The sequence below is a fragment of the Streptomyces sp. P9-A2 genome (assembly GCF_036634175.1).
GTDB classification, from domain to species: domain Bacteria; phylum Actinomycetota; class Actinomycetes; order Streptomycetales; family Streptomycetaceae; genus Streptomyces; species Streptomyces pratens.
Genome location: NZ_JAZIFX010000001.1, coordinates 2,781,192 through 2,800,838, shown reverse-complemented (window position 1 = coordinate 2,800,838; position 19,647 = coordinate 2,781,192). Strand labels below are relative to the sequence as shown.

The 19,647-nt window shown below is 70.4% G+C and carries 16 protein-coding genes; 9 read left to right on the top strand and 7 right to left on the bottom strand.

What is annotated here, in order from left to right:
- Nucleotides 1-289: 289 nt before the first annotated feature.
- Nucleotides 290-1,054: a hypothetical protein gene (locus tag V4Y04_RS12695; protein ID WP_332427781.1), complete on the bottom strand. Its 765-nt coding sequence runs from the start codon at nucleotides 1,052-1,054 to the stop codon at nucleotides 290-292.
- Between the two features lie 135 nt (nucleotides 1,055-1,189).
- Between V4Y04_RS12695 and V4Y04_RS12690 the strand changes: the two genes are divergently transcribed.
- Nucleotides 1,190-1,915, top strand: coding sequence for a DUF5753 domain-containing protein (locus V4Y04_RS12690; protein ID WP_332432813.1), 726 nt, complete (start codon nucleotides 1,190-1,192; stop codon nucleotides 1,913-1,915).
- 8 nt (nucleotides 1,916-1,923) lie between these two features.
- Nucleotides 1,924-2,121 (top strand): DUF397 domain-containing protein, encoded by a 198-nt coding sequence (locus V4Y04_RS12685; protein ID WP_332427780.1) that lies wholly within the window; start codon nucleotides 1,924-1,926, stop codon nucleotides 2,119-2,121.
- 32 nt (nucleotides 2,122-2,153) lie between these two features.
- Here V4Y04_RS12685 and V4Y04_RS12680 read toward each other — a convergent pair whose 3' ends face one another.
- On the bottom strand, nucleotides 2,154-2,459 hold the full coding sequence (locus V4Y04_RS12680) for a hypothetical protein (RefSeq protein WP_332427779.1): 306 nt from the start codon (nucleotides 2,457-2,459) through the stop codon (nucleotides 2,154-2,156).
- Nucleotides 2,460-2,715: 256 nt separating this feature from the next.
- On the opposite strand from V4Y04_RS12680, the gene darT reads away from it, so the two are divergent.
- Both darT and darG read left to right on the top strand, forming a co-directional pair.
- Nucleotides 2,716-3,381 carry a type II toxin-antitoxin system toxin DNA ADP-ribosyl transferase DarT gene (gene darT / locus V4Y04_RS12675; protein ID WP_332427777.1) on the top strand — a complete coding sequence of 222 codons (666 nt, stop codon included), beginning with the start codon at nucleotides 2,716-2,718 and terminating at the stop codon, nucleotides 3,379-3,381.
- A gap of 40 nt (nucleotides 3,382-3,421) precedes the next feature.
- The gene (darG, locus tag V4Y04_RS12670) at nucleotides 3,422-4,510 is read left to right on the top strand and encodes a type II toxin-antitoxin system antitoxin DNA ADP-ribosyl glycohydrolase DarG (protein ID WP_332427775.1); all 1,089 of its coding nucleotides are present in this window, start codon (nucleotides 3,422-3,424) and stop codon (nucleotides 4,508-4,510) included.
- Between the two features lie 94 nt (nucleotides 4,511-4,604).
- Here the strand turns inward: darG and V4Y04_RS12665 are convergent, their stop codons facing one another.
- A complete protein-coding gene (locus V4Y04_RS12665) occupies nucleotides 4,605-5,177 on the bottom strand; it encodes a Uma2 family endonuclease (protein WP_332427774.1) in 573 nt (190 codons plus the stop codon).
- A gap of 69 nt (nucleotides 5,178-5,246) precedes the next feature.
- Between V4Y04_RS12665 and recD2 the strand changes: the two genes are divergently transcribed.
- Together recD2 and V4Y04_RS12655 are read left to right on the top strand one after the other, a co-directional pair.
- Complete coding sequence (recD2, locus tag V4Y04_RS12660) at nucleotides 5,247-7,499, top strand: SF1B family DNA helicase RecD2 (protein WP_332427773.1); 2,253 nt, start codon at nucleotides 5,247-5,249, stop codon at nucleotides 7,497-7,499.
- Between the two features lie 243 nt (nucleotides 7,500-7,742).
- Nucleotides 7,743-9,032, top strand: a complete 1,290-nt coding sequence (locus tag V4Y04_RS12655; RefSeq protein WP_332427772.1) for a citrate synthase — start codon at nucleotides 7,743-7,745, stop codon at nucleotides 9,030-9,032.
- A 744-nt stretch (nucleotides 9,033-9,776) separates the two neighbouring features.
- On the opposite strand, the gene V4Y04_RS12650 is transcribed toward V4Y04_RS12655, so the two are convergent.
- The 4 genes from V4Y04_RS12650 to V4Y04_RS12635 form a co-directional block, all read right to left on the bottom strand.
- Nucleotides 9,777-12,143 (bottom strand): heavy metal translocating P-type ATPase, encoded by a 2,367-nt coding sequence (locus tag V4Y04_RS12650; protein ID WP_332427770.1) that lies wholly within the window; start codon nucleotides 12,141-12,143, stop codon nucleotides 9,777-9,779.
- A gap of 98 nt (nucleotides 12,144-12,241) precedes the next feature.
- Complete coding sequence (locus V4Y04_RS12645; RefSeq protein ID WP_332427768.1) at nucleotides 12,242-12,481, bottom strand: heavy-metal-associated domain-containing protein; 240 nt, start codon at nucleotides 12,479-12,481, stop codon at nucleotides 12,242-12,244.
- Nucleotides 12,482-12,547: 66 nt separating this feature from the next.
- Nucleotides 12,548-12,904 carry a TetR/AcrR family transcriptional regulator gene (locus V4Y04_RS37755; protein WP_443080004.1) on the bottom strand — a complete coding sequence of 119 codons (357 nt, stop codon included), beginning with the start codon at nucleotides 12,902-12,904 and terminating at the stop codon, nucleotides 12,548-12,550.
- Between the two features lie 45 nt (nucleotides 12,905-12,949).
- Nucleotides 12,950-13,144: a helix-turn-helix transcriptional regulator gene (locus V4Y04_RS12635; protein WP_055691319.1), complete on the bottom strand. Its 195-nt coding sequence runs from the start codon at nucleotides 13,142-13,144 to the stop codon at nucleotides 12,950-12,952.
- Between the two features lie 896 nt (nucleotides 13,145-14,040).
- Here V4Y04_RS12635 and V4Y04_RS12625 point away from each other — a divergent pair.
- From V4Y04_RS12625 to V4Y04_RS12615, 3 genes are all read left to right on the top strand, one after another.
- A complete protein-coding gene (locus tag V4Y04_RS12625) occupies nucleotides 14,041-16,695 on the top strand; it encodes an alpha/beta fold hydrolase (protein WP_332427766.1) in 2,655 nt (884 codons plus the stop codon).
- Nucleotides 16,692-17,618 carry an ABC transporter permease gene (locus V4Y04_RS12620; protein ID WP_332427765.1) on the top strand — a complete coding sequence of 309 codons (927 nt, stop codon included), beginning with the start codon at nucleotides 16,692-16,694 and terminating at the stop codon, nucleotides 17,616-17,618. The genes V4Y04_RS12625 and V4Y04_RS12620 overlap by 4 nt, the downstream gene beginning before the upstream one ends.
- A gap of 217 nt (nucleotides 17,619-17,835) precedes the next feature.
- Complete coding sequence (locus V4Y04_RS12615) at nucleotides 17,836-19,539, top strand: vWA domain-containing protein (protein WP_332427763.1); 1,704 nt, start codon at nucleotides 17,836-17,838, stop codon at nucleotides 19,537-19,539.
- Nucleotides 19,540-19,647: the final 108 nt, after the last annotated feature.

Genomic DNA, 19,647 nt, shown 5'->3' with positions numbered 1-19,647 from the left:
CTCTCGGCTGCTCCCCCACTCTCGGCTGCGCTCGAGCGGGAGGGACCCCCATGCGCGGGAGGGACCCCCATGCGCGGGAGGGACCCCCATGCGCGGGAGGGACCCCCATCGCGTCGGCGCCCTCCTCCGCCTTGCAGCTGAACGCACCAGACCTCACTTGTCCCAGATGGACGGACACCGCCGATTGCACTGAGGCCCGTGCACGGCCGCTCGCGGCGGACCCGACGCCTTGACCGTCGCAGCCGTTACCGCCGGCTCGGCCCCCACCAGCCCGCCGGCACCGCGGACATCACTTCACCACGACCTTGTCCCCGGACGACGTCGACGGCCCGGTGGTGGTGTTGCCGTAGTACACCCAGCGCCACGTACCCGTCTTGGAGGCCTTCACGGTCGTCTTGAGACTGCCCGAGCCGTTCGCGTACACCTTCTTCACCGTGGTGTAGGAGGCGGTGCCGGCAGGCTTGAACTGCAGGCTCACCAGGCGGCCTCCGTAGGAGGCGTACTTCCTGGTCTCCCAGTTGGCCCGCGTGACCTTTCCGGTCACGGTGATGGTCCTGCCCTTGGACACCGGTTCGGGCGAGGCGTTGACGGTCAGGCGGGAGTTGCGCTTGACGTGGACCGTCAGACCCTTGTCGTCGGTGTCACCACCGCCGCCCTTGAAGTACACCTCGGCCCCGACCTTCCAGGCCCCGGCCTCGCTGTTGCGCATGTCCCACACGCTCGGGTCGAAGTACATCGTCTCGTTGAAGTCGCAGACGCCCGATCTCACCTTGATGCAGTCGCTCGTCTCGATGGCGTGCCACAGCCGATCACCCGCACCACCGCGGTACAGGAACACCGCCGGCCACTTCCACTTGTGAGTGGTCGCCATCCGGAAGGAGGCGGGCGCAGCGACCTCCTTCGACACCCCGATCACAATCGGCTTGCCGCCGTTCACCTGGACACGGGTGAACGAGACCCCACCCTCGGCCGCCCCGGCCGGCACCGCGGCCACGGCCGTGAACACCGCCGCCGCACCACCGGCCACGACGACTCTCCAGACCTGCTTCCCCACCTGATCCCCAATCTCCGTACGGAAGGGCACCGAAGGCTCATCCCTCCAGCGCCTTACAGACAGCCGGTATCCACACGGGGTTGTACACCCGCGAATCACAATGGGGCATCAGACAATGGAGCGAACCGGGTTCAGATCAGCCAGATCGAATCCGGCCTCGTGGGAGTGAGTGAGCAGCGACTGCGTCGCCTCGCGTCCCACTACGCCTGCACGGACGCGGAGTTCATCGGCGCCCTGGTCGCCATGGCCACCGATCGGACACGCGGCTGGTGGGAGGAGTACCGGGGTCTGCTGCCCACGTCCTTCCTGGACTTGGCCGAACTGGAGGGCCATGCCGCGTTCCTGCGCGAGGTCCAGTTCCTGTATGTCCCTGGCCCGCTCCAGACGGAGGACTACGCCCGCGCTGTCTTCGCCTACCGGATTCCCGAACTTCCGCAGGAGGAGCTTGAGGCGCGGGTCCGGCACCGGATGCAGCGCAAGAATGTCCTTGAAGGGTCCACCCCGACGCCGTACGAAGCGGTCATCCACGAGGCCGCGTTGCGCATCATGGTGGGCGACCGGGGCACATCACGGGCCCAGTTGGCTCGGCTTCTGGAGTTTTCCGAACGGGGGCATGCCACTGTCCGTGTCATCCCCTTCGAACTGGAAGGCTTCGCCGGCGCCGCGAGCGCCATGACGTACGCGGGAGGTTCCGTGTCCAAGCTGGACACCGTGGTACGCGACGGCCCACATGGTGCGGCCTTCATCGACTCGGAAGCCCAGCTCGTCGCTTTTCGAACGCTCTTTCATAGGGTGGAGGATGTGTCGCTCTCCCCCGAGCAGTCGCACGACTTCATTCACAAGTTGGCGAAGGAGCTGTGAGGCGCTTCATGGAAACCTCAGGCAACTGGAAGAAGTCGTCCTATTCCGGTCCGGGCGATGGCGACTCGTGCGTGGAGATCGCGCACAGTCCCACCCGCATAGCCATACGCAACTCGAAGATCCCCACCCGAGCCACCCTCACCTTCCCCACCGCCGCCTTCACCCCCTTCCTCGAAACCCTCAAGGAGTCGGCGAAGCAGTTGTGACACGTACGCGGAGCCGTTGCCGGCGTGGGGCCTCAGGAGGGCGTCGGCAGCGTCTGCGGACGTGCCTCGTGGCCCGCGAGGTGGAGCCTCAGGCGGGTGAGGTCCTCGGCCTCGACGAACACCTGCTGCCCCCAGTACGCGGTGAGGCGGTGTGCGACATCGACGAGCCGGCGGCGGTCCTCCGGCGTGTACGCCGGGAAACGCGCAGAGCCGTGGTCGGCGATCTCGTTCCCGAGTTCGCTGAAGAGCACGGCCCGGAAGCGCTGCTCCTCCTCGTCGGTCAGCGGTGCGGCAGCGGCCTCGGTGGGACGCAACCGGACGTTGTAGAGGTCTCGCATCACGTGCGGCTCGCCATCTGCTCGAGTTGGTTCGCGAGAGCCTACCGATTCCGGCCTCTCGGGCAGGACGTGGGCTGTCACAACCCACCGGTGCCGTCGAACCATGTCCAACCAGTCCGCGGCGGCCCCCGGTGAACGGTGGCTTGCCGTCCGTGGTGTCCTCCCGCGCCGGCCTCGCCGTCGGACTCGGCTGTCGTCATCCAACCATTGTTCGAACAAAGCTAGTTGATGATGTGACTACTGTTCTTGGGAGTGCATGAGTGTGGTCTACTCGGCTCTCGTGACGAACGTTGGGGAACGGCGACTCTTCCACTTCACGCACGTACGCAACCTGCGCGACATCCTTACCGAGAAGCAGTTGGTCTCGGACACCGTCATGCAGGGCAGGGGAGGGGTGCTGCTGGAGTGCGGGGACAGAGAGGTCAAGGCCGAACGGCGCACCCGACGGATCACCGTTCCGCCGTACGGTTGCCCGGCTGACTACGTTCCGTTCTACTTCGCTCCACGGTCCCCCATGCTGTACGTGATCAGCCGGGGTGGCGTGCCGACGTACCGGGAGGGGCAGACGCCCCTCGTCTACCTCGTCACGTCCGTGGGTGCGGTGGTGGAGTCCGGAAGGCCTTTCGTCTTCAGCGACGGCAACTGCGCAAACGAGATCACCCAGCACTTCACGACACTGGGTGAGATGCCCACTGTTGTCGACTGGGAGATCATGGCGGCTCGGTACTGGGCGAACACGGCTGACGACGGTGACCGGATGAGACGCCGCATGGCTGAACTTCTGGTCCTCGAACACCTCCCGGTCACCGCCCTGCATGAGGTCGGGGCCTATGATCATGCTCATGCTCAACAAGCGCATCGCTTGCTCAGAGAGGCGGGGGCCGAGCTCCCGCTGAGTGTCAGACGTGAGTGGTACTACTGAGTTGGCGGAGGAGATCGGACCCTCCGAGGGAAGGACGGCGATGATTACGCGCGGCACCGGCAATCTGCTTCTGGCGGATGTCGATGCCCTTGTGAACACGGTCAACACCGTGGGTGTTATGGGCAAGGGCATCGCCTTGCAGTTCAAGCGGGCCTATCCAGAGAATTTCAAGGATTACAAGGCGTCCTGTGATCGCGGGGATGTGACGGTCGGCCGAATGCACGTGCATGAGGTCGGTCAGATGGCGGGCCCCAGATTTGTCATCAACTTCCCGACCAAGCGTCACTGGCGCGCGCCGTCCCGAATCGAGGACATCGCCTCGGGGCTTGTCGCATTGCGTGACGAGATTGTCGAGAGGGGAATCGGGTCAATCGCGGTCCCTCCGCTCGGGTGCGGCAATGGAGGTCTGTCCTGGCGTGAGGTCGAGCCCATGATTCGCCAGGCGCTGGGCACCATCCCCGGGGTCGAGGTCCGGCTGTGGGAACCGTCTGGCGCGCCGAGTGCCCGCTCCATGCCGAACGCCACCGAAGCGCCCCCCATGAACCGCGAGCGTGCCGCTTTCCTTGCTGCGCTCGACCGCTATATCCGTAGTGGAATCTCGCGGGGGCTTGCCTTTGAGCCTCGCGTTTCTCTGCTCGAAGCGCACAAGATTGCATATCTTCTGCAGAAGTTGCGACTGCCGCTGGGTCTTCACTTCGAAAAGGGGATCTACGGTCCGTACTCGCAGCCATTGGACAGGGCGGTATCGGCGATGGAGGGGCACTTCATCACGGGGTATGGGGACGGCACCAGCGGAGCTCAGGCGATCCTGGAGCTTGACAGGGGCTCCGTGGACGAAGCCGAGCGGCTTCTTGAGCAGCACCCGGAGTTCGAGGAGATCGCGGACAGATTCCACATACTGACTGCCGGTTTCGAAGACGCCTTCGGCATGGAACTCCTGAGCACCGTTCTGTTCGCTGCGGAAGAATTGGTCACGCCGCCCCCCAATCCCGATGCCGTTGTCGCGTGCATCAGCGGGTGGAACAAGCGTAAGCAGCGCCTGTTCACACAGGCTCATGTGCGCACCGCGTGGCAGCGCCTCTCCGAGGCGGGCCTCCTGCCCTCACCGGAACTTGGCTCACCCGTGTGAGGGAACAGGCCCCGGTCCGCGCCACCCTCACCTTCCCCGCCGCCGCCTTCGCCCCCTTCCTCGAAGCCCTCGAGCCGAACCCCCGCCGCTGCCCCTAACCGTCCCTGCCGTACCGCCGGAACTCCGACGTCTCCACCGTCCACGGCCCGAACGGCACCGAGTCGCCGAAGATGTACGGCTCCTTGTTGCTGTAGCGGCCCTTACACAGGTCGGAGTGCACCTGGATCGTTCCGGTGCGCGGGTCGACGATCATGTAATACGGGATGCCCATGGCCGGATAGTCGGCCAGTTTCTCGGCGTAGTCGTTGCTCGGGTTGGACGGCGAGACGATCTCGACGACGGCCAGCGCCTGCGTCGCGTCGACGGCGAGGCCTTCTTCGTCGAGGGTGGCCTCGGGGATGACAACGGCGTCGGGGCGGCGCATGCGGCCGATCGCCGGATGCTCGATCTCGGGGCCGCTCGCGCAGATGTGACCGGGGTGGGTACTGAGGAGTTGCGCGTCCAACTGCTTGCAGATGCGGCGGATGGTGCCCTCATGGCGTTTGGACGGGCGCATCATGGCCAGTATCGGACCGGACGGCCCGATCTCGACGCTCCAGGCCCCTTCGAGCCGCTCCGCGTATGCCCCGAGGTCTTCGGCGATGGCGCGCATCCTGGCGTAGTCCATGCCCCAAGACTACGGAGAAGGGCCCTTCCGGGCCGCACCCTGTCACACCCCACCGGTACCGTCGGACCCATGTCCAACCAGTCTGCGGCGGCCCCCGGTGAGCGGCGCCTCGCCACCCTCGAAGGCGTTCTCGAGCGCATCACGTACTCCAATGAGGAGAACGGCTACACGGTCGCCCGCGTCGACACCGGCAGGGGCGCCAACGACCTGCTCACCGTCGTCGGGGCGCTGCTCGGGGCGCAGGTGGGCGAGTCGCTGCGGATGGAGGGGCGGTGGGGGTCGCATCCGCAGTACGGAAAGCAGTTCCACGTCGAGAACTACACGACGCTGCTGCCGGCCACCGTCCAGGGCATCCGGCGCTACCTCGGTTCCGGGCTGGTCAAGGGCATCGGGCCGGTCTTCGCCGACCGCATCACGCAGCACTTCGGCCTGGACACCCTGACCGTCATCGAGGAGGAGCCCAAGCGGCTCATCGAGGTCCCCGGCCTCGGGCCCAAGCGGACGAAGAAGATCGCCGACGCCTGGGAGGAGCAGAAGGCGATCAAGGAGGTCATGCTCTTCCTCCAGACCGTCGAGGTGTCGACGTCGATCGCCGTGCGGATCTACAAGAAGTACGGGGACGCCTCGATCTCCGTCGTGAAGAACCAGCCCTATCGGCTGGCGTCCGACGTCTGGGGCATCGGCTTCCTCACCGCCGACAAGATCGCCCAGTCCGTCGGCATCCCGCACGACAGCCCGGACCGGGTCAAGGCCGGTCTGCAGTACGCGCTGTCGCAGGCCACCGACCAGGGCCACTGCTATCTCCCCGAGGAGAAGCTGATCGCCGACGCGGTGAAACTGCTCCAGGTGGACACCGGGCTCGTCATCGAGTGCCTCGCCGAACTGGCCGCCGGGCCGGAGGAGGGCGAGGACCCCGGAGTCGTACGGGAGAAGGTCCCCGACCCGCAGGGCGGCGACCCCGTCACCGCCGTCTACCTGGTGCCCTTCCACCGCGCCGAACTGGCCCTCTCCGCCCAGTTGCTGCGCCTCCTGCGCACCGGTGAGGACCGGATGCCGGGGTTCGCCGGGGTGGACTGGGGCAAGGCGCTGACCTGGCTGAAGGGCCGTACGGGCGCCGACCTCGCCCCCGAGCAGGAGGCCGCCGTCAAACTGGCGCTCACCGAGAAGGTCGCCGTCCTCACCGGAGGCCCCGGCTGCGGCAAGTCCTTCACGGTGCGGTCCATCGTGGAGCTGGCCCGCGCGAAGAAGGCCAAGGTGGTGCTCGCCGCCCCGACCGGGCGCGCCGCCAAACGGCTCGCGGAGCTGACCGGCACCGAGGCCTCCACCGTGCACCGCCTGCTGGAGCTCAAGCCCGGCGGTGACGCCGCCTACGACCGGGACCGGCCGCTGGACGCCGACCTGGTGGTGGTCGACGAGGCGTCCATGCTCGACCTGCTGCTGGCCAACAAGCTGGTCAAGGCCGTGGCTCCCGGTGCCCACCTGCTCTTCGTCGGCGATGTCGACCAGCTGCCCAGCGTCGGCGCGGGCGAGGTGCTCCGGGACCTGCTGGCCGACGGCAGTCCCGTCCCCGCCGTCCGCCTCACCCGCGTCTTCCGCCAGGCCCAGCAGTCGGGTGTGGTGACCAACGCGCACCGGATCAACGCCGGACAGCATCCGCTCACCGACGGCATGAAGGACTTCTTCCTCTTCGTCGAGGACGACACGGAGGAGGCGGGCCGGCTCACCGTGGACGTCGCCGCGCGCCGCATCCCGGCGAGGTTCGGGCTCGATCCGCGCCGGGACGTGCAGGTCCTGGCCCCCATGCACCGGGGCCCGGCCGGCGCCGGCACGCTGAACGGGCTGCTCCAGCAGGCCGTCACCCCCGGCCGCCCCGACCTGCCCGAGAAGCGGTTCGGCGGCCGGGTCTTCCGCGTGGGCGACAAGGTCACCCAGATCCGTAACAATTACGAGAAGGGTGAGAACGGGGTCTTCAACGGAACCGTCGGCGTGGTCACCTCGCTCGACCCGGTCGACCAGCGGCTGACGGTGCTGACGGACGAGGACGAGGAGGTGCCGTACGAGTTCGACGAACTGGACGAGCTCGCCCACGCCTACGCGGTGACCATCCACCGTTCCCAGGGCAGCGAGTACCCGGCCGTCGTGATCCCGGTGACCACCGGCGCCTGGATGATGCTCCAGCGGAACCTGCTCTACACGGCGGTCACCCGGGCCAAGCGGCTGGTCGTCCTCGTCGGCTCCCGCAGGGCGATCGGACAGGCGGTACGCACGGTCTCGGCCGGCCGGCGCTGCACGGCGCTCGACTTCCGGCTCGCGGGCGCCTGAACCGTCGTTGTTGCTGTCCTTCGTCCCGTTCCCGGAAGAAAAATGATCGATCAAGTGAGTCGGGAACGTCACAGAGGTCTTCCGGAAGGGGGACACAGGAGGCAGGATGGGCAAGCTAGCGGCACTGAGTGCCGCCAATAGGCCCGATGGTCGACCCCGAGTGCACTCTCCTGAGCCAAGTGGGGGATGGTAGAGACAGTCAGGGCACCTCGAAGGTGAGGCACTACGTCGGTGAGGGATGACGTGAGCGACAACTCTGTAGTACTGCGGTACGGCGACGGCGAGTACACCTACCCGGTGATCGACAGTACGGTCGGTGACAAGGGCTTCGACATCGGGAAGCTCCGTTCCCAGACCGGCCTGGTGACGCTGGACAGCGGTTACGGCAACACCGCCGCATACAAATCCGCGATCACGTACCTGGACGGTGAGGGGGGCATCCTCCGTTACCGCGGGTACCCCATCGAGCAGCTGGCCGAGCGCTCCTCCTTCCTGGAGGTCGCCTACCTGCTGATCCACGGCGAGCTGCCGACCGTCGACGAGCTCACCGCGTTCCGGGGCGAGATCACGCAGCACACCCTGCTGCACGAGGACGTCAAGAACTTCTACACGGGCTTCCCGCGCGACGCCCACCCGATGGCGATGCTGTCGTCGGTCGTCTCGGCGCTGTCGACGTTCTACCAGGACAGCCACAACCCGTTCGACGAGCGCCAGCGCCACCTCTCCACCATCCGGCTGCTCGCCAAGCTTCCGACGATCGCGGCCTACGCGTACAAGAAGTCGATCGGCCACCCGTTCGTCTACCCGCGCAACGACCTCGGCTACGTCGAGAACTTCCTGCGCATGACCTTCTCCGTCCCGGCCCAGGAGTACGAGCCCGACCCGGTCGTCGTCTCCGCCCTGGACAAGCTGCTCATCCTGCACGCGGACCACGAGCAGAACTGCTCGACCTCCACGGTGCGTCTGGTCGGCTCCTCGCAGGCGAACATGTTCGCCTCGATCTCCGCCGGCATCTCCGCCCTGTGGGGCCCGCTGCACGGTGGCGCCAACCAGTCGGTGCTGGAGATGCTCGAGGGCATCCAGGCCGACGGCGGCGACGTCGACGCCTTCATCCGCAAGGTGAAGAACAAGGAGGACGGCGTCCGCCTGATGGGCTTCGGCCACCGGGTCTACAAGAACTTCGACCCGCGCGCCAAGATCATCAAGGCCGCCGCGCACGACGTGCTGTCCGCCCTCGGCAAGTCCGACGAGCTGCTGGACATCGCGCTCAAGCTGGAGGAGCACGCGCTCTCCGACGACTACTTCGTCTCGCGCAGCCTCTACCCGAACGTGGACTTCTACACCGGTCTGATCTACCGGGCGATGGGCTTCCCGACCGAGATGTTCACGGTCCTGTTCGCCATCGGCCGGCTGCCGGGCTGGATCGCCCAGTGGCACGAGATGATCAAGGAGCCGGGTTCCCGCATCGGCCGCCCCCGCCAGATCTACACGGGCGTGGTGGAGCGCGACTTCATCCCGGTCGAGGAGCGCTGACCGGACGCGGCACACGACGCGACCACCGAACGGCACGCCCCTGAGGGGCGTGCCGTTCGTCGTTCGATCAACGGCCCCTCGGAGGCGGGTGCCGTCGTCCCGTCGCCGGTTCCTGCCGGTCCCTCGCCAACTCCTGCCGGTCCCTGCCGACTCCTGCCGGTCCCTGCCGGTCTCGTGCGGCAGGGACCGGCAGGAAGACAGGCAGGCAGGAGTCGGCGGGCGGCTCCCCGAGGCGAACCGAGCCCCAAAAAAAGAAGGCGCCCTGCGCCGGTCCCCCCACGGGCCGACGTCAGGGCGCCTTCCCATGTCCCGGTGCGGATTCCCCCCACGGGATCCGGCCGGGCGTCTGTGAAGATCAGCGCCTGAATCGCTGTCTCTGAGCGCGATGAGCGGAACTCACCGCGCCTCGTGCGGTCTGCCGGGACGCGCACGCTCGAGAGGGCCGCTCAAAGCTCTCCGATGTACGTGCCCCGGCAACGCAACTCCGGGAAAGTCCCCCAAGACATCCCCAGATGCCAGGTCGCGCCCCCCAAGACGCTTCCTGACATCGCCAACTTAGACCTTCGAACCCCTTCGATGGTTACGTTCACATCACTGTGATCTGCGTCTCTTGCATTTGTCCGCTAGGTGCGCATAGGTCCTGAATTACCGACGCGCCCCAAGAGTAAGGAAGATGCGGGAGCCTTGTGAAGAGCTTATGTGAAATGTCGTACCGGACTCCAGGGGGTCATCCCAGTCGAGACCTCAATGAAACGAGCGCAGCCGCAGGCTGTTGGTGACGACGAAGACCGAGGAGAAGGCCATGGCGGCTCCCGCGATCATCGGGTTGAGCAAGCCGGCCGCGGCCAGCGGCAGCGCGGCGACGTTGTAGCCGAAGGCCCAGACGAGGTTGCCCTTGATGGTCGTGAGGGTGCGACGGGACAGCCGGATGGCGTCCGCCGCCACTCGCAGATCACCACGGACGAGGGTCAGGTCGCCGGCCTCGATCGCCGCGTCGGTGCCGGTGCCCATGGCCAGGCCCAGATCGGCGGTGGCGAGGGCGGCGGCGTCGTTGACGCCGTCACCGACCATGGCGACGGACCGTCCCTCCTCCTGCAACTGCCGGACGACGGCGGCCTTGTCCTCGGGCAGGACCTCGGCGATCACCCGGTCGATGCCGACGGCCCGGCCCACCGCCTCGGCGACGGTGCGGTTGTCGCCGGTGAGCAGGACGGGGGTGAGCCCGAGGGCGCGCAGGTCCCGGACGGCCTCCGCGCTGGTCTCCTTGACCGCGTCCGCGACGGCGAGGACCCCGCGCGCGGTGCCGTCCCAGCCGACCACGACGGCCGTGAGCCCGCCCTTCTCGGCCTCGTCCCGGGCCCGCTCCAGCTCCGGCGGCAGCCCGGGGCCCGTCTCCTCGCCCGCCGGACCCCCGCCGAGCCGCCCCACGACCACCTCATGGCCGTCCACGCGCCCGCGTACGCCCCTCCCCGGGACGTTCTCGAAGCTCTCGGCCGACGGCAGTGCCCCCACCCGCTCCTCGGCGCCGGCGGCGATCGCACGGGCGATCGGGTGCTCGGAGGCGTGCTCCAGGGCGCCGGCGAGCCGCAGCAGCCGCTTCTCGTCGGTGCCGTCGGCGGTGTGGACCCGCTGGAGGGTCATCCGGCCGGTGGTGACCGTGCCGGTCTTGTCGAGGACGACGGTGTCGACGCGGCGGGTGGACTCCAGGACCTCGGGGCCCTTGATGAGGATGCCGAGCTGCGCGCCGCGCCCGGTGCCGACCATGAGCGCGGTCGGGGTGGCCAGCCCGAGGGCGCACGGGCAGGCGATGATCAGCACCGCGACGGCCGCGGTGAAGGCGGCGACGGTGTCGCCGGTGACACCGAGCCACCCGCCGAAGGTACCGGCGGCGATGAACAGCACCACGGGGACGAAGACCCCGGAGATCCGGTCCGCCAGCCGCTGCACCTCGGCCTTGCCGTTCTGCGCGTCCTCCACGGCCCGTGCCATCCGCGCGAGTCGGGTGTCGGCGCCGACACGGGTGGCCTCGACGACGAGCCGGCCGCCCGCGTTGACCGTGGCGCCGGTGACGGCGTCGCCGACGGTGACGTCCACCGGCACCGACTCGCCGGTCAGCATCGACGCGTCCACGGCGGAGGAACCCTCGACCACGGTCCCGTCGGTGGCGATCTTCTCTCCGGGGCGTACGACGAACCGGTCACCGGCCGCCAGTCGCTCCGCCGGGACGCGCACCTCGCGCACCCGGCCGCCGCCCTCGTCGCGGAGCACGGCGACGTCCTTGGCTCCCAGCTCCATCAGGGCCCGCAGCGCGGCGCCCGCGCGGCGCTTGGAGCGGCCCTCGAGGTAGCGGCCGAGGAGGATGAAGACGGTGACGCCGGCGGCGACCTCCAGGTAGATCGTGGAGGCGCCGTCGGTGCGGGCGACGGTGAGCTCGAAGGGGTGCCGCATGCCGGGCATCCCCGCGTCGCCGAGGAACAACGCCCACAGGGACCAGCCGAACGCGGCGAGCGTGCCGACGGAGACCAGGGTGTCCATGGTGGCCGCGCCGTGCCGCAGGTTGGTCCAGGCGGCCCGGTGGAAGGGCAGCGCACCCCAGACGACGACGGGGGCGGCGAGGGTGAGCGAGAGCCACTGCCAGTTGTCGAACTGCAGCGGCGGGATCATCGCGAGCAGCACGACGGGAAGGGCGAGCACGGCGGAGACCGTCAGCCGGTCGCGCAGGGCGGCGAGCCCGGGGTCCGCCGGCGTGGTGTCCTGCCTGCCGGGCCCGTCCGGTGCGGACTCCTGTACGGAGGCGGGGGACGGCGGGGGAGCGGGTTCCTCGGCGGTGTAGCCGGTCTTCACCACGGTGGCGATGAGATCGGCGATCTCGGTGCCGGCGGGGTAGGCGATCCGGGCCTTCTCCGTCGCGTAGTTCACCGTGGCGGTCACGCCGTCCATGCGGTTGAGCTTCTTCTCGACGCGGGCCGCGCAGGAGGCGCAGGTCATCCCGCCGACGATCAGCTCGACCTCGGAGGCGGGCGGGGCCTCCGAGGCCGTGGGGGCCGCCGGGGTGTCCGGGCCCGCCGGATCGGCGGGTATCGGTGCTCCGGTGGCGGTGGTGCCGGTCATATCCGTACTCCAGGCAGGTCCGGGACTCCGGAGGGGTCGCGGTGTCCCCAGTGGGCTCGGGCGTGTCGTCCTGACGCCGGGCCGAGCCGACGGCAGCGTCAGGCGGGGCCGACGAGCTCGAAGCCGGCCTCGTCGACGGCGGCGCGGACGGCCTCCTCGTCAAGCGGGGCCGCGGAGACGACGGCGACCTCGCCGGTGGTGGCGACGGCCTTCACCGATTCGACCCCGGGGAGCTCGGAGATCTCGCCGGAGACGGCGCCTTCGCAGTGGCCGCAGCTCATGCCGCTCACCTTGTAGACGGTGGTGACGGAGCCCTGGGTGTCGGTCCGGACGGTCATGTCTTGCTCCTCGTCGAGGCGTATGGGGTCGAGGGGGCCCACGGGGCCGGGGCCTCCACTTCCAGACTATACCCCTAGGGGGTATGAATCCGGGAGCGGCGGGCCGAGGGCCTCCCCGGCGATCTCCCTCATCCCGTGCATCAGGGGGTCGCTCAGCTCGACCGCGACCGCTTCCTTGTCCGGGAAGAGCTGGTGCGGCGCGCCGGGGGAGACGCCCGCCTCACGGGCGACGGCGTCGGTGCCGGCCGCCGTGTACCCGGTGGCCCGGAAGGCGGAGGCGGAGGCGGAAAGTCCGGGCTCGAGCCCCGGTCCGGAGCCGAGCCGGCCCGGACGACCGTATGGCCGGACCGGGTGACGGGAACGACTGGTGCGACCGAACGACGGGAACGACTGAACGACGGGAACGGCTGTGCCCCACCACACGGGTGGGGCACAGCCGTCGTCCGTCGTGTCCGGGGTGGACGGGGTTCAGGAGCGTGGCCGGTTGCCCGGCCGGGCGGCCACCCAGCGGCGCACCGTGTCCGCGTACCAGTACGGCTTGCCGCTCTCCACATGGTCGGGCGGAGGCAGCAGGCCGTGTTTGCGGTACGAACGGACGGTGTCCGGCTGCACCTTGATGTGCGCCGCGATGTCCTTGTAGGACCACAGGCGTCGGTCGGTCATGCGTCGTACCTCCCCGCGAGCACCACGGAGGCGGCCAGGGGGCGGCCGTCAGGGGGAACCGGGTGCTGTGCTGGCGATCACCAAGCGTTCTGCCCGGTGAACGACGCCCTACGGGGGTGGGGCGCCGTTGTGCGCCGGGCGTGACGGAAAGGCCGTGTACATGGGACACGCGTGACACGAGCGGGATATTTGTGACGCAAGTGAAGCAAAGGTGCGCTCCGCTCTCTCGGCGGGCCGTGTTGACCCGCCCCGCCGGAACCGTTGATCCGCCAGGGTCGCCCGTCGTCCCGCGGCCCGGCCGGCGGCCGTGAAGGCACCGTCCGGCCGGGCGTCGACCCGCTGTTTCCCCTTGTTCCCCCTGGACGGTTCGCCTGTTCCGGGGACGTAAGGTCAAGATCTCGTCCTTATGTCTGGACAAAGCATTGACAGGGCTTCGCCTCCACGGCTAGAACCGAGGTGAGCCGCGTGGGACGACCGCCGTCCCCGCCCCGGGGCGCCCCTGACGGCCCCGGCACCGACCACCTCCGGCGCGGACGGCCGCTTTGCTTTGGCAGGAGCGAAGTGCGTGCGACGACTCCCCGTCCGCCACGGCCCCGCGCCGGAGGTTTTGACCCGAGGGCTTCCACCCGGGAGGTGTGGTCCGAAGGCCCATGGGGTGCGTGACGGCCCGTCGGCCGGCCGCACCGCACCGGCAAGCCCGTTCGTCCTGGCGTGACGTCGCGCGTGGTGTCGGCGGACGGGCCGGAGGGCCGCATCGCCCCGTGCTTCCGGCCGGCGCCGTCCCGCCGCTACCACGGACGCAGTACGCGCGAGCCCTCGCATACGCCGCTGGGAGGTCCCCGGGTTCGGCCCACGGGCGGCGTCGGACCCACGGGCGGACCCCGTACGGTTGACGCATGGATCTTCGACTGCCCGGGGCACGACGGCTCCGGTCGCGGCGGTCACGACGGATCGCGGCCGCCGCTGCCGCCGCCGTCGTGCTCGCCGGTGCCGGTACCTGGACCGCCGCCGCCTCGGACGACGTGCCCGCGGTCGACCGCGCCGACCGGACGGTGGCGACCGGCGACGGAGTGCGCATCGACACCTCGTACTTCACCGCCGGACCGGACGGCCGCCGGCCCGCCGTCCTGCTCGGGCACGGCTTCGGCGGCAGCAAGAACGACGTGCGGAAGCAGGCCGAGGAGCTCGCGCGCGAAGGGTACGCCGTACTCACCTGGTCCGCGCGCAGCTTCGGGAAGTCCACCGGGAAGATCGGGCTGAACGACCCGAAGGGCGAGGTCGCCGACGTCTCCCGGCTCATCGACTGGCTCGCCGAACAGCCCGAGGTCGAGCTGGACAAGGACGGCGACCCGCGCCTCGGCATGGCCGGCGCCTCCTACGGCGGCGCCATCGCGCTGCTCACCGCCGGGCACGACGACCGGGTGGACGCCATCGCCCCGGCGATCACCTACTTCGACCTCTCCGAAGCACTGTTCCCGAACGGCGTGTTCAAGAAGCTGTGGGCGGGCATCTTCGTCAACTCCGGCGGCGGCTGCGAGAAGTTCGAGCCCGCGCTGTGCCGGATGTACGAGCGGGTCGCCGAGTCCGGCACCCCGGACGCCGAGGCCGTCGCGCTCCTGAAGGAGCGCTCCCCGTCCGCCGTCGCCGACCGCATCGACGTGCCGACCCTGTTGACGCAGGGCCAGTCCGACTCCCTCTTCCCGCTCGGCCACGCCGACGCCGCAGCGAAGGCGATCCGCGCGAACGGCGCCCCGGTCGACGTCGACTGGATCGCCGGCGGGCACGACGGCGGGGAACCGGAGGCGGACCGCGTCCGCGCCCGCACCAGGGCCTGGTTCGACCGGTATCTGAAGGACGACAAGGGCGCCGACACCGGCCCCGCCTTCCGCGTCACCCGCACCGGAGGCGTCGACTCCACCGACGGGCGGGCCGTGCTGAGCGGCGCGAGCGCGGACCGCTACCCGGGCCTGACCGGCGGCGGGAAGACCTTCCCGCTCACCGGACGCGAGCAGAGCTTCGCCAACCCGGCCGGCGCCAGTCCGCCCGCCGTCTCCGCCCTGCCCGGCCTCGGCGGGGCCGGCGGCCTCTCCCAGCTCTCCTCCCTCGGCGTCGGCGTCTCCCTGGACTTCCCCGGCCAGCACGCCCGCTTCGAGTCCGCCCCGGTCACCGGCGACCTACGGATCACCGGCTCGCCGACCGCCACCGTCCACGTGAAGTCGACCGGTGACGACGCCGTCCTCTTCGGCAAGGTGTACGACGTCGGCCCGGACGGGCGGCAGCAGGTGCTGCCCTCCCAGCTGGTCACGCCGGTCCGGGTCGAGGACGCCAAGGCGGGCAAGGACGTCACCGTCACCTTCCCGGCCGTCGACCACGAGGTCCGGCAGGGCCACCGCCTGCGGCTCGTCCTGGCCTCCACCGACCTCGGCTACGCCTCCCCGGCCGCCCCGGCGACGTACACGGTCTCCCTGAAGGGCGACCTCACCGTGCCCACCGCGCCCGAGGTCGCCACCGCCGCGGCACCGCTGCCCTCCTGGGTGTGGTGGCTGCCGCTCGCCGGAGCCGTCGCCGCCCTCGCCCTGGTGTTCACCGGCCGCCGCCGCGCGACGGCCACGCCCCCCGACCCCGGACTCGCCGGCGTACCGCTGCAGATCACCGGCCTCAGCAAGCGCTACGCCCGGTCCGCCGACCGGTACGCCGTACGGGACCTGTCGTTCCGCGTGGAGAAGGGGCAGGTCCTCGGCCTGCTCGGACCGAACGGCGCGGGCAAGACCACCACCCTGCGCATGCTGATGGGCCTGATCAAGCCCGACGACGGCGAGATCCGCGTCTTCGGCCACGCCATCCGCCCCGGCGCGCCGGTGCTCTCCCGGGTCGGCGCCTTCGTCGAGGGCGCGGGCTTCCTCCCGCACCTGTCCGGCCGGGAGAACCTGGAGCTGTACTGGCAGGCCACCGGCCGCCCGCAGGAGGACTCCCGCATGGAGGAGGCCCTGGAGATCGCGGGCCTCGGCGACGCCCTCGCCCGCGCGGTGCGCACCTACTCCCAGGGCATGCGCCAGCGCCTCGCCATCGCCCAGGCCATGCTCGGCCTGCCGGACCTGCTCATCCTGGACGAACCGACCAACGGCCTGGACCCGCCCCAGATCCGCGAGATGCGCGAGGTGATGATCCGGTACGCGGCCGCCGGACGCACGGTGATCGTCTCCAGCCATCTGCTCTCCGAGGTCGAACAGTCCTGCACCCACCTCGTCGTCATGGACCGCGGACAGCTGGTCCAGGCCGGGCCGGTGCACGAGATCGTCGGCTCCGGCGACACCCTGCTCGTCGGCACCGGGTCCCCCGTGGACGAGCCGCTCGCCGGGAAGGTGGCCGCCCTGCCGGGCGTCGCCTCGGCGGTCCCCACCGACGACGGGCTGCTGGTCCGCCTCGACGCCGACGGCACCGCCGCGCGCCTGGTCGCCGAACTGGTACGGCTGGACGTGCCGGTGGCGTCGGTCGGCCCGCACCGCCGCCTCGAAGACGCCTTCCTCACGATGATCGGAGGTCCCGCATGAGCGCGCTCGACGAACGGACCGGGGCCGACGGGCCCGCCGGGACCGCTGGAACCACCGGCCCCGGACAGCCGGCGGAACCGGTGGAGACGGCCGACGGCTACCGCGCGGGCCGCACGCTGCCGCTGCGGGTCGAACTGGCCCGGCAGCTGAAGCGACGCCGCACCCTCGTCATGGGCGCGATCCTGGCCGCCCTGCCGTTCGTGCTGGCCGTCGCCTTCGCCATCGGCGGCGAACCGGAGGGCCGCGAGGGCCGGGTGACCCTGATGGACACGGCCACCGCGTCCGGCGCCAACTTCGCCGCGGTGAACCTGTTCGTCTCGGCCGGCTTCCTCCTCGTCATCCCCGTCGCCCTGTTCTGCGGGGACACGGTCGCCTCGGAGGCCGGCTGGTCCTCGCTGCGCTACCTCCTCGCCGCCCCGGTACCGAGGATGCGGCTGCTGTGGTCCAAGCTCGTCGTCGGCCTGGGACTCAGCCTCGCCGCGATGGTGCTGCTGCCGGTGGTCGCGCTCCTCGTCGGCACGGCCGCCTACGGCTGGGGGCCGCTGCAGATCCCCACCGGCGGTTCGCTCGACCCCGCGACGGCGGCACAGCGGCTCGTGGTGGTCGTGGGCTACCTCTTCGTGTCCCAGCTGGTCACCGCCGGACTCGCGTTCTGGCTGTCGACACGCACCGACGCCCCGCTGGGCGCCGTCGGCGGCGCGGTCGGCCTGACCATCGTCGGCAACGTCCTGGACCAGGTGACCGCCCTCGGCGACTGGCGTCACTTCCTGCCCGCGCACTGGCAGTTCGCCTGGGCCGACGCGGTCCAGCCGGTCCCGCAGTGGTCCGGCATGATCCAGGGCACCGCGGTCTCGGTGACGTACGCGCTCGTACTGTTCGCGCTGGCCTTCCGCGGCTTCGCCCGCAAGGACGTGGTGTCGTAGGGCTTTTCGATGGGCTTTTCGATACGAGAGGCCCCGGATCCGGCTCAGGTTGACGGAAGGTAACCCACCGGTTCGACGGAAGGTCACCCACCGGTCTCGGCGGGCCCGTCCCGTGCCCGCTTCGAGACCCATCCGCAACGCCCCGTAGCGCACGTTCCGCCCCGCCCCGGCGTCACAGTCGAGAAGTCGACGCCAACGGCAGCAGGGGGAACGGACGATGAAGCGGACGACGGACGGGACGAGGGACGGGACGAGGGCGACCCGGAGGAAAGGCGCCCGGACACGCCGGGGGGCGCGTCGCCTCCGCACCGCGCTGGTCGCGCTCACGGCGGCGAGCGGTCTGCTGCTCACCGCGTGCAACGGAGGCGACCACGACGGCAAGGCCTCCGACTCCTCGTACGAGGGCGGGGGCGGGCCCGGGGGAGGAACCGGGGGCGGCGGGAACAGCGATGCGGCCCCGCTCCCCGCGCCCGACGGCACCCGCGGCGCGGACCGGCAGCGCGAGGGGGAGCAGGACGACCGGCGGGACATCGCGCCCGACCCCGATCACCTGTCCACCTTCGCCCTAGACGTCGACACCGCCTCCTACGGCTACGCCCGCCGCACCCTCTCCGAGGGCCGGCTGCCCGACCCGTCGACGATCCGGCCCGAGGAGTTCGTCAACAGCTTCCGGCAGGACTACGAACGCCCGGACGGCAACGGCTTCACGGTCACCGTCGACGGCGCCCGCGTCGACAGCGACCGCACCGACAGTGACCGCACCGACAGTGACCGCACCGACGGCGCCCGCACCGACGAGGACGACTGGTCCCTGGTCCGCGTGGGCCTCGCCACCCGGTCCGCCGGGCCGGACGGGGACCGCCCGCCCGCCGCGCTCACCTTCGTCATCGACATCTCCGGCTCCATGGCCGAACCGGGCCGCCTCGACCTCGCCCGGGAATCTCTCGCCACCATGACGGACCGGCTGCGCGACGAGGACTCCGTGGCGATCGTCACCTTCAGCGACGAGGCCGAGACCGTTCTGCCGATGACCCGCCTCGACGGCAACCGGGACGAGATCCACGACGCCGTCGACGCCCTGGAGCCCGCGCAGTCCACCAACCTCGGCGCGGGCGTCGAGACCGGCTACGAGACCGCCGTCGAAGGGCTGCGCGAGGGCGCCACCAACCGGGTCGTCCTGGTCTCCGACGCGCTCGCCAACACCGGCGACACCGACGCCGACACGATCCTCGAACGCGTCGGGGAGTCCCGCCGCGAGCACGGCATCACCCTCTTCGGCGTCGGCGTCGGCAGCGACTACGGGGACGCCCTCATGGAACGCCTCGCCGACAAGGGCGACGGCCACACGGTGTACGTGTCCGACGAGGAGGAGGCCCGCGAGGTCTTCAGCGAACAGCTGCCGCGGAACATCGAACTGACCGCCCGCGACGCGAAGGCCCAGGTGGCCTTCGACCCCGAGGTGGTCGCCGAGTTCCGCCTCGTCGGCTACGAGAACCGCCGGGTCGCCGACGAGGACTTCCGCGACGACGACGTCGACGGCGGCGAGGTCGGCCCCGGCCACACCGTCACCGCCCTGTACGCGGTGCGCACCCGGTCCGGCGCCTCCGACGGCCACCTCGCCACGGCCACCGTCCGCTGGCTCGACCCCACCTCCCGCGCCCCGCACGAGGAGAGCGGCTCCCTGGAGGCCGGAGACCTCGGCGACTCCGTCTGGACCGGCGGCCGGGGCCTCGCCGTCACCGCGACCGCCGCCTACTTCGCCGACGCCCTGGGCCCGGACGGCCGCCGCCACCGCGCCCTGCCCGGCGCTCCCGGCCTCGGCGAACTCGCCGGCCACGCGGCCGGCCTGGCGGACCGCACCGGGGACAGGGACCTCCACGACCTGGCCGAAGCGATCCGCACCGCCGACCGCCTGTCCTGAAACGTGCGAAACGGCGTACCGGCCTGGCCGCCCGCACCAGAACCGGGACCACCAGGGACGAGCACGGCGTCGTGTGCGAGGTCCGTACGGAGCCCCTCGCACCGCGGC

Bases quoted from the DNA above. Each gene is read 5' to 3' on its own strand.
- V4Y04_RS12685 (WP_332427780.1), top strand. From the start codon at position 1,924: ATGGAAACCTCAGGCAACTGGAAGAAGTCGTCCTATTCCGGTCCGGGC.
- V4Y04_RS12680 (WP_332427779.1), bottom strand. From the start codon at position 2,459: ATGCGAGACCTCTACAACGTCCGGTTGCGTCCCACCGAGGCCGCTGCC.
- darT (WP_332427777.1), top strand. From the start codon at position 2,716: ATGAGTGTGGTCTACTCGGCTCTCGTGACGAACGTTGGGGAACGGCGA.
- darG (WP_332427775.1), top strand. From the start codon at position 3,422: ATGATTACGCGCGGCACCGGCAATCTGCTTCTGGCGGATGTCGATGCC.
- V4Y04_RS12665 (WP_332427774.1), bottom strand. From the start codon at position 5,177: ATGGACTACGCCAGGATGCGCGCCATCGCCGAAGACCTCGGGGCATAC.
- recD2 (WP_332427773.1), top strand. From the start codon at position 5,247: ATGTCCAACCAGTCTGCGGCGGCCCCCGGTGAGCGGCGCCTCGCCACC.
- V4Y04_RS12650 (WP_332427770.1), bottom strand. From the start codon at position 12,143: ATGACCGGCACCACCGCCACCGGAGCACCGATACCCGCCGATCCGGCG.
- V4Y04_RS12645 (WP_332427768.1), bottom strand. From the start codon at position 12,481: ATGACCGTCCGGACCGACACCCAGGGCTCCGTCACCACCGTCTACAAG.
- V4Y04_RS12635 (WP_055691319.1), bottom strand. From the start codon at position 13,144: ATGACCGACCGACGCCTGTGGTCCTACAAGGACATCGCGGCGCACATC.
- V4Y04_RS12625 (WP_332427766.1), top strand. From the start codon at position 14,041: ATGGATCTTCGACTGCCCGGGGCACGACGGCTCCGGTCGCGGCGGTCA.
- V4Y04_RS12620 (WP_332427765.1), top strand. From the start codon at position 16,692: ATGAGCGCGCTCGACGAACGGACCGGGGCCGACGGGCCCGCCGGGACC.
- V4Y04_RS12615 (WP_332427763.1), top strand. From the start codon at position 17,836: ATGAAGCGGACGACGGACGGGACGAGGGACGGGACGAGGGCGACCCGG.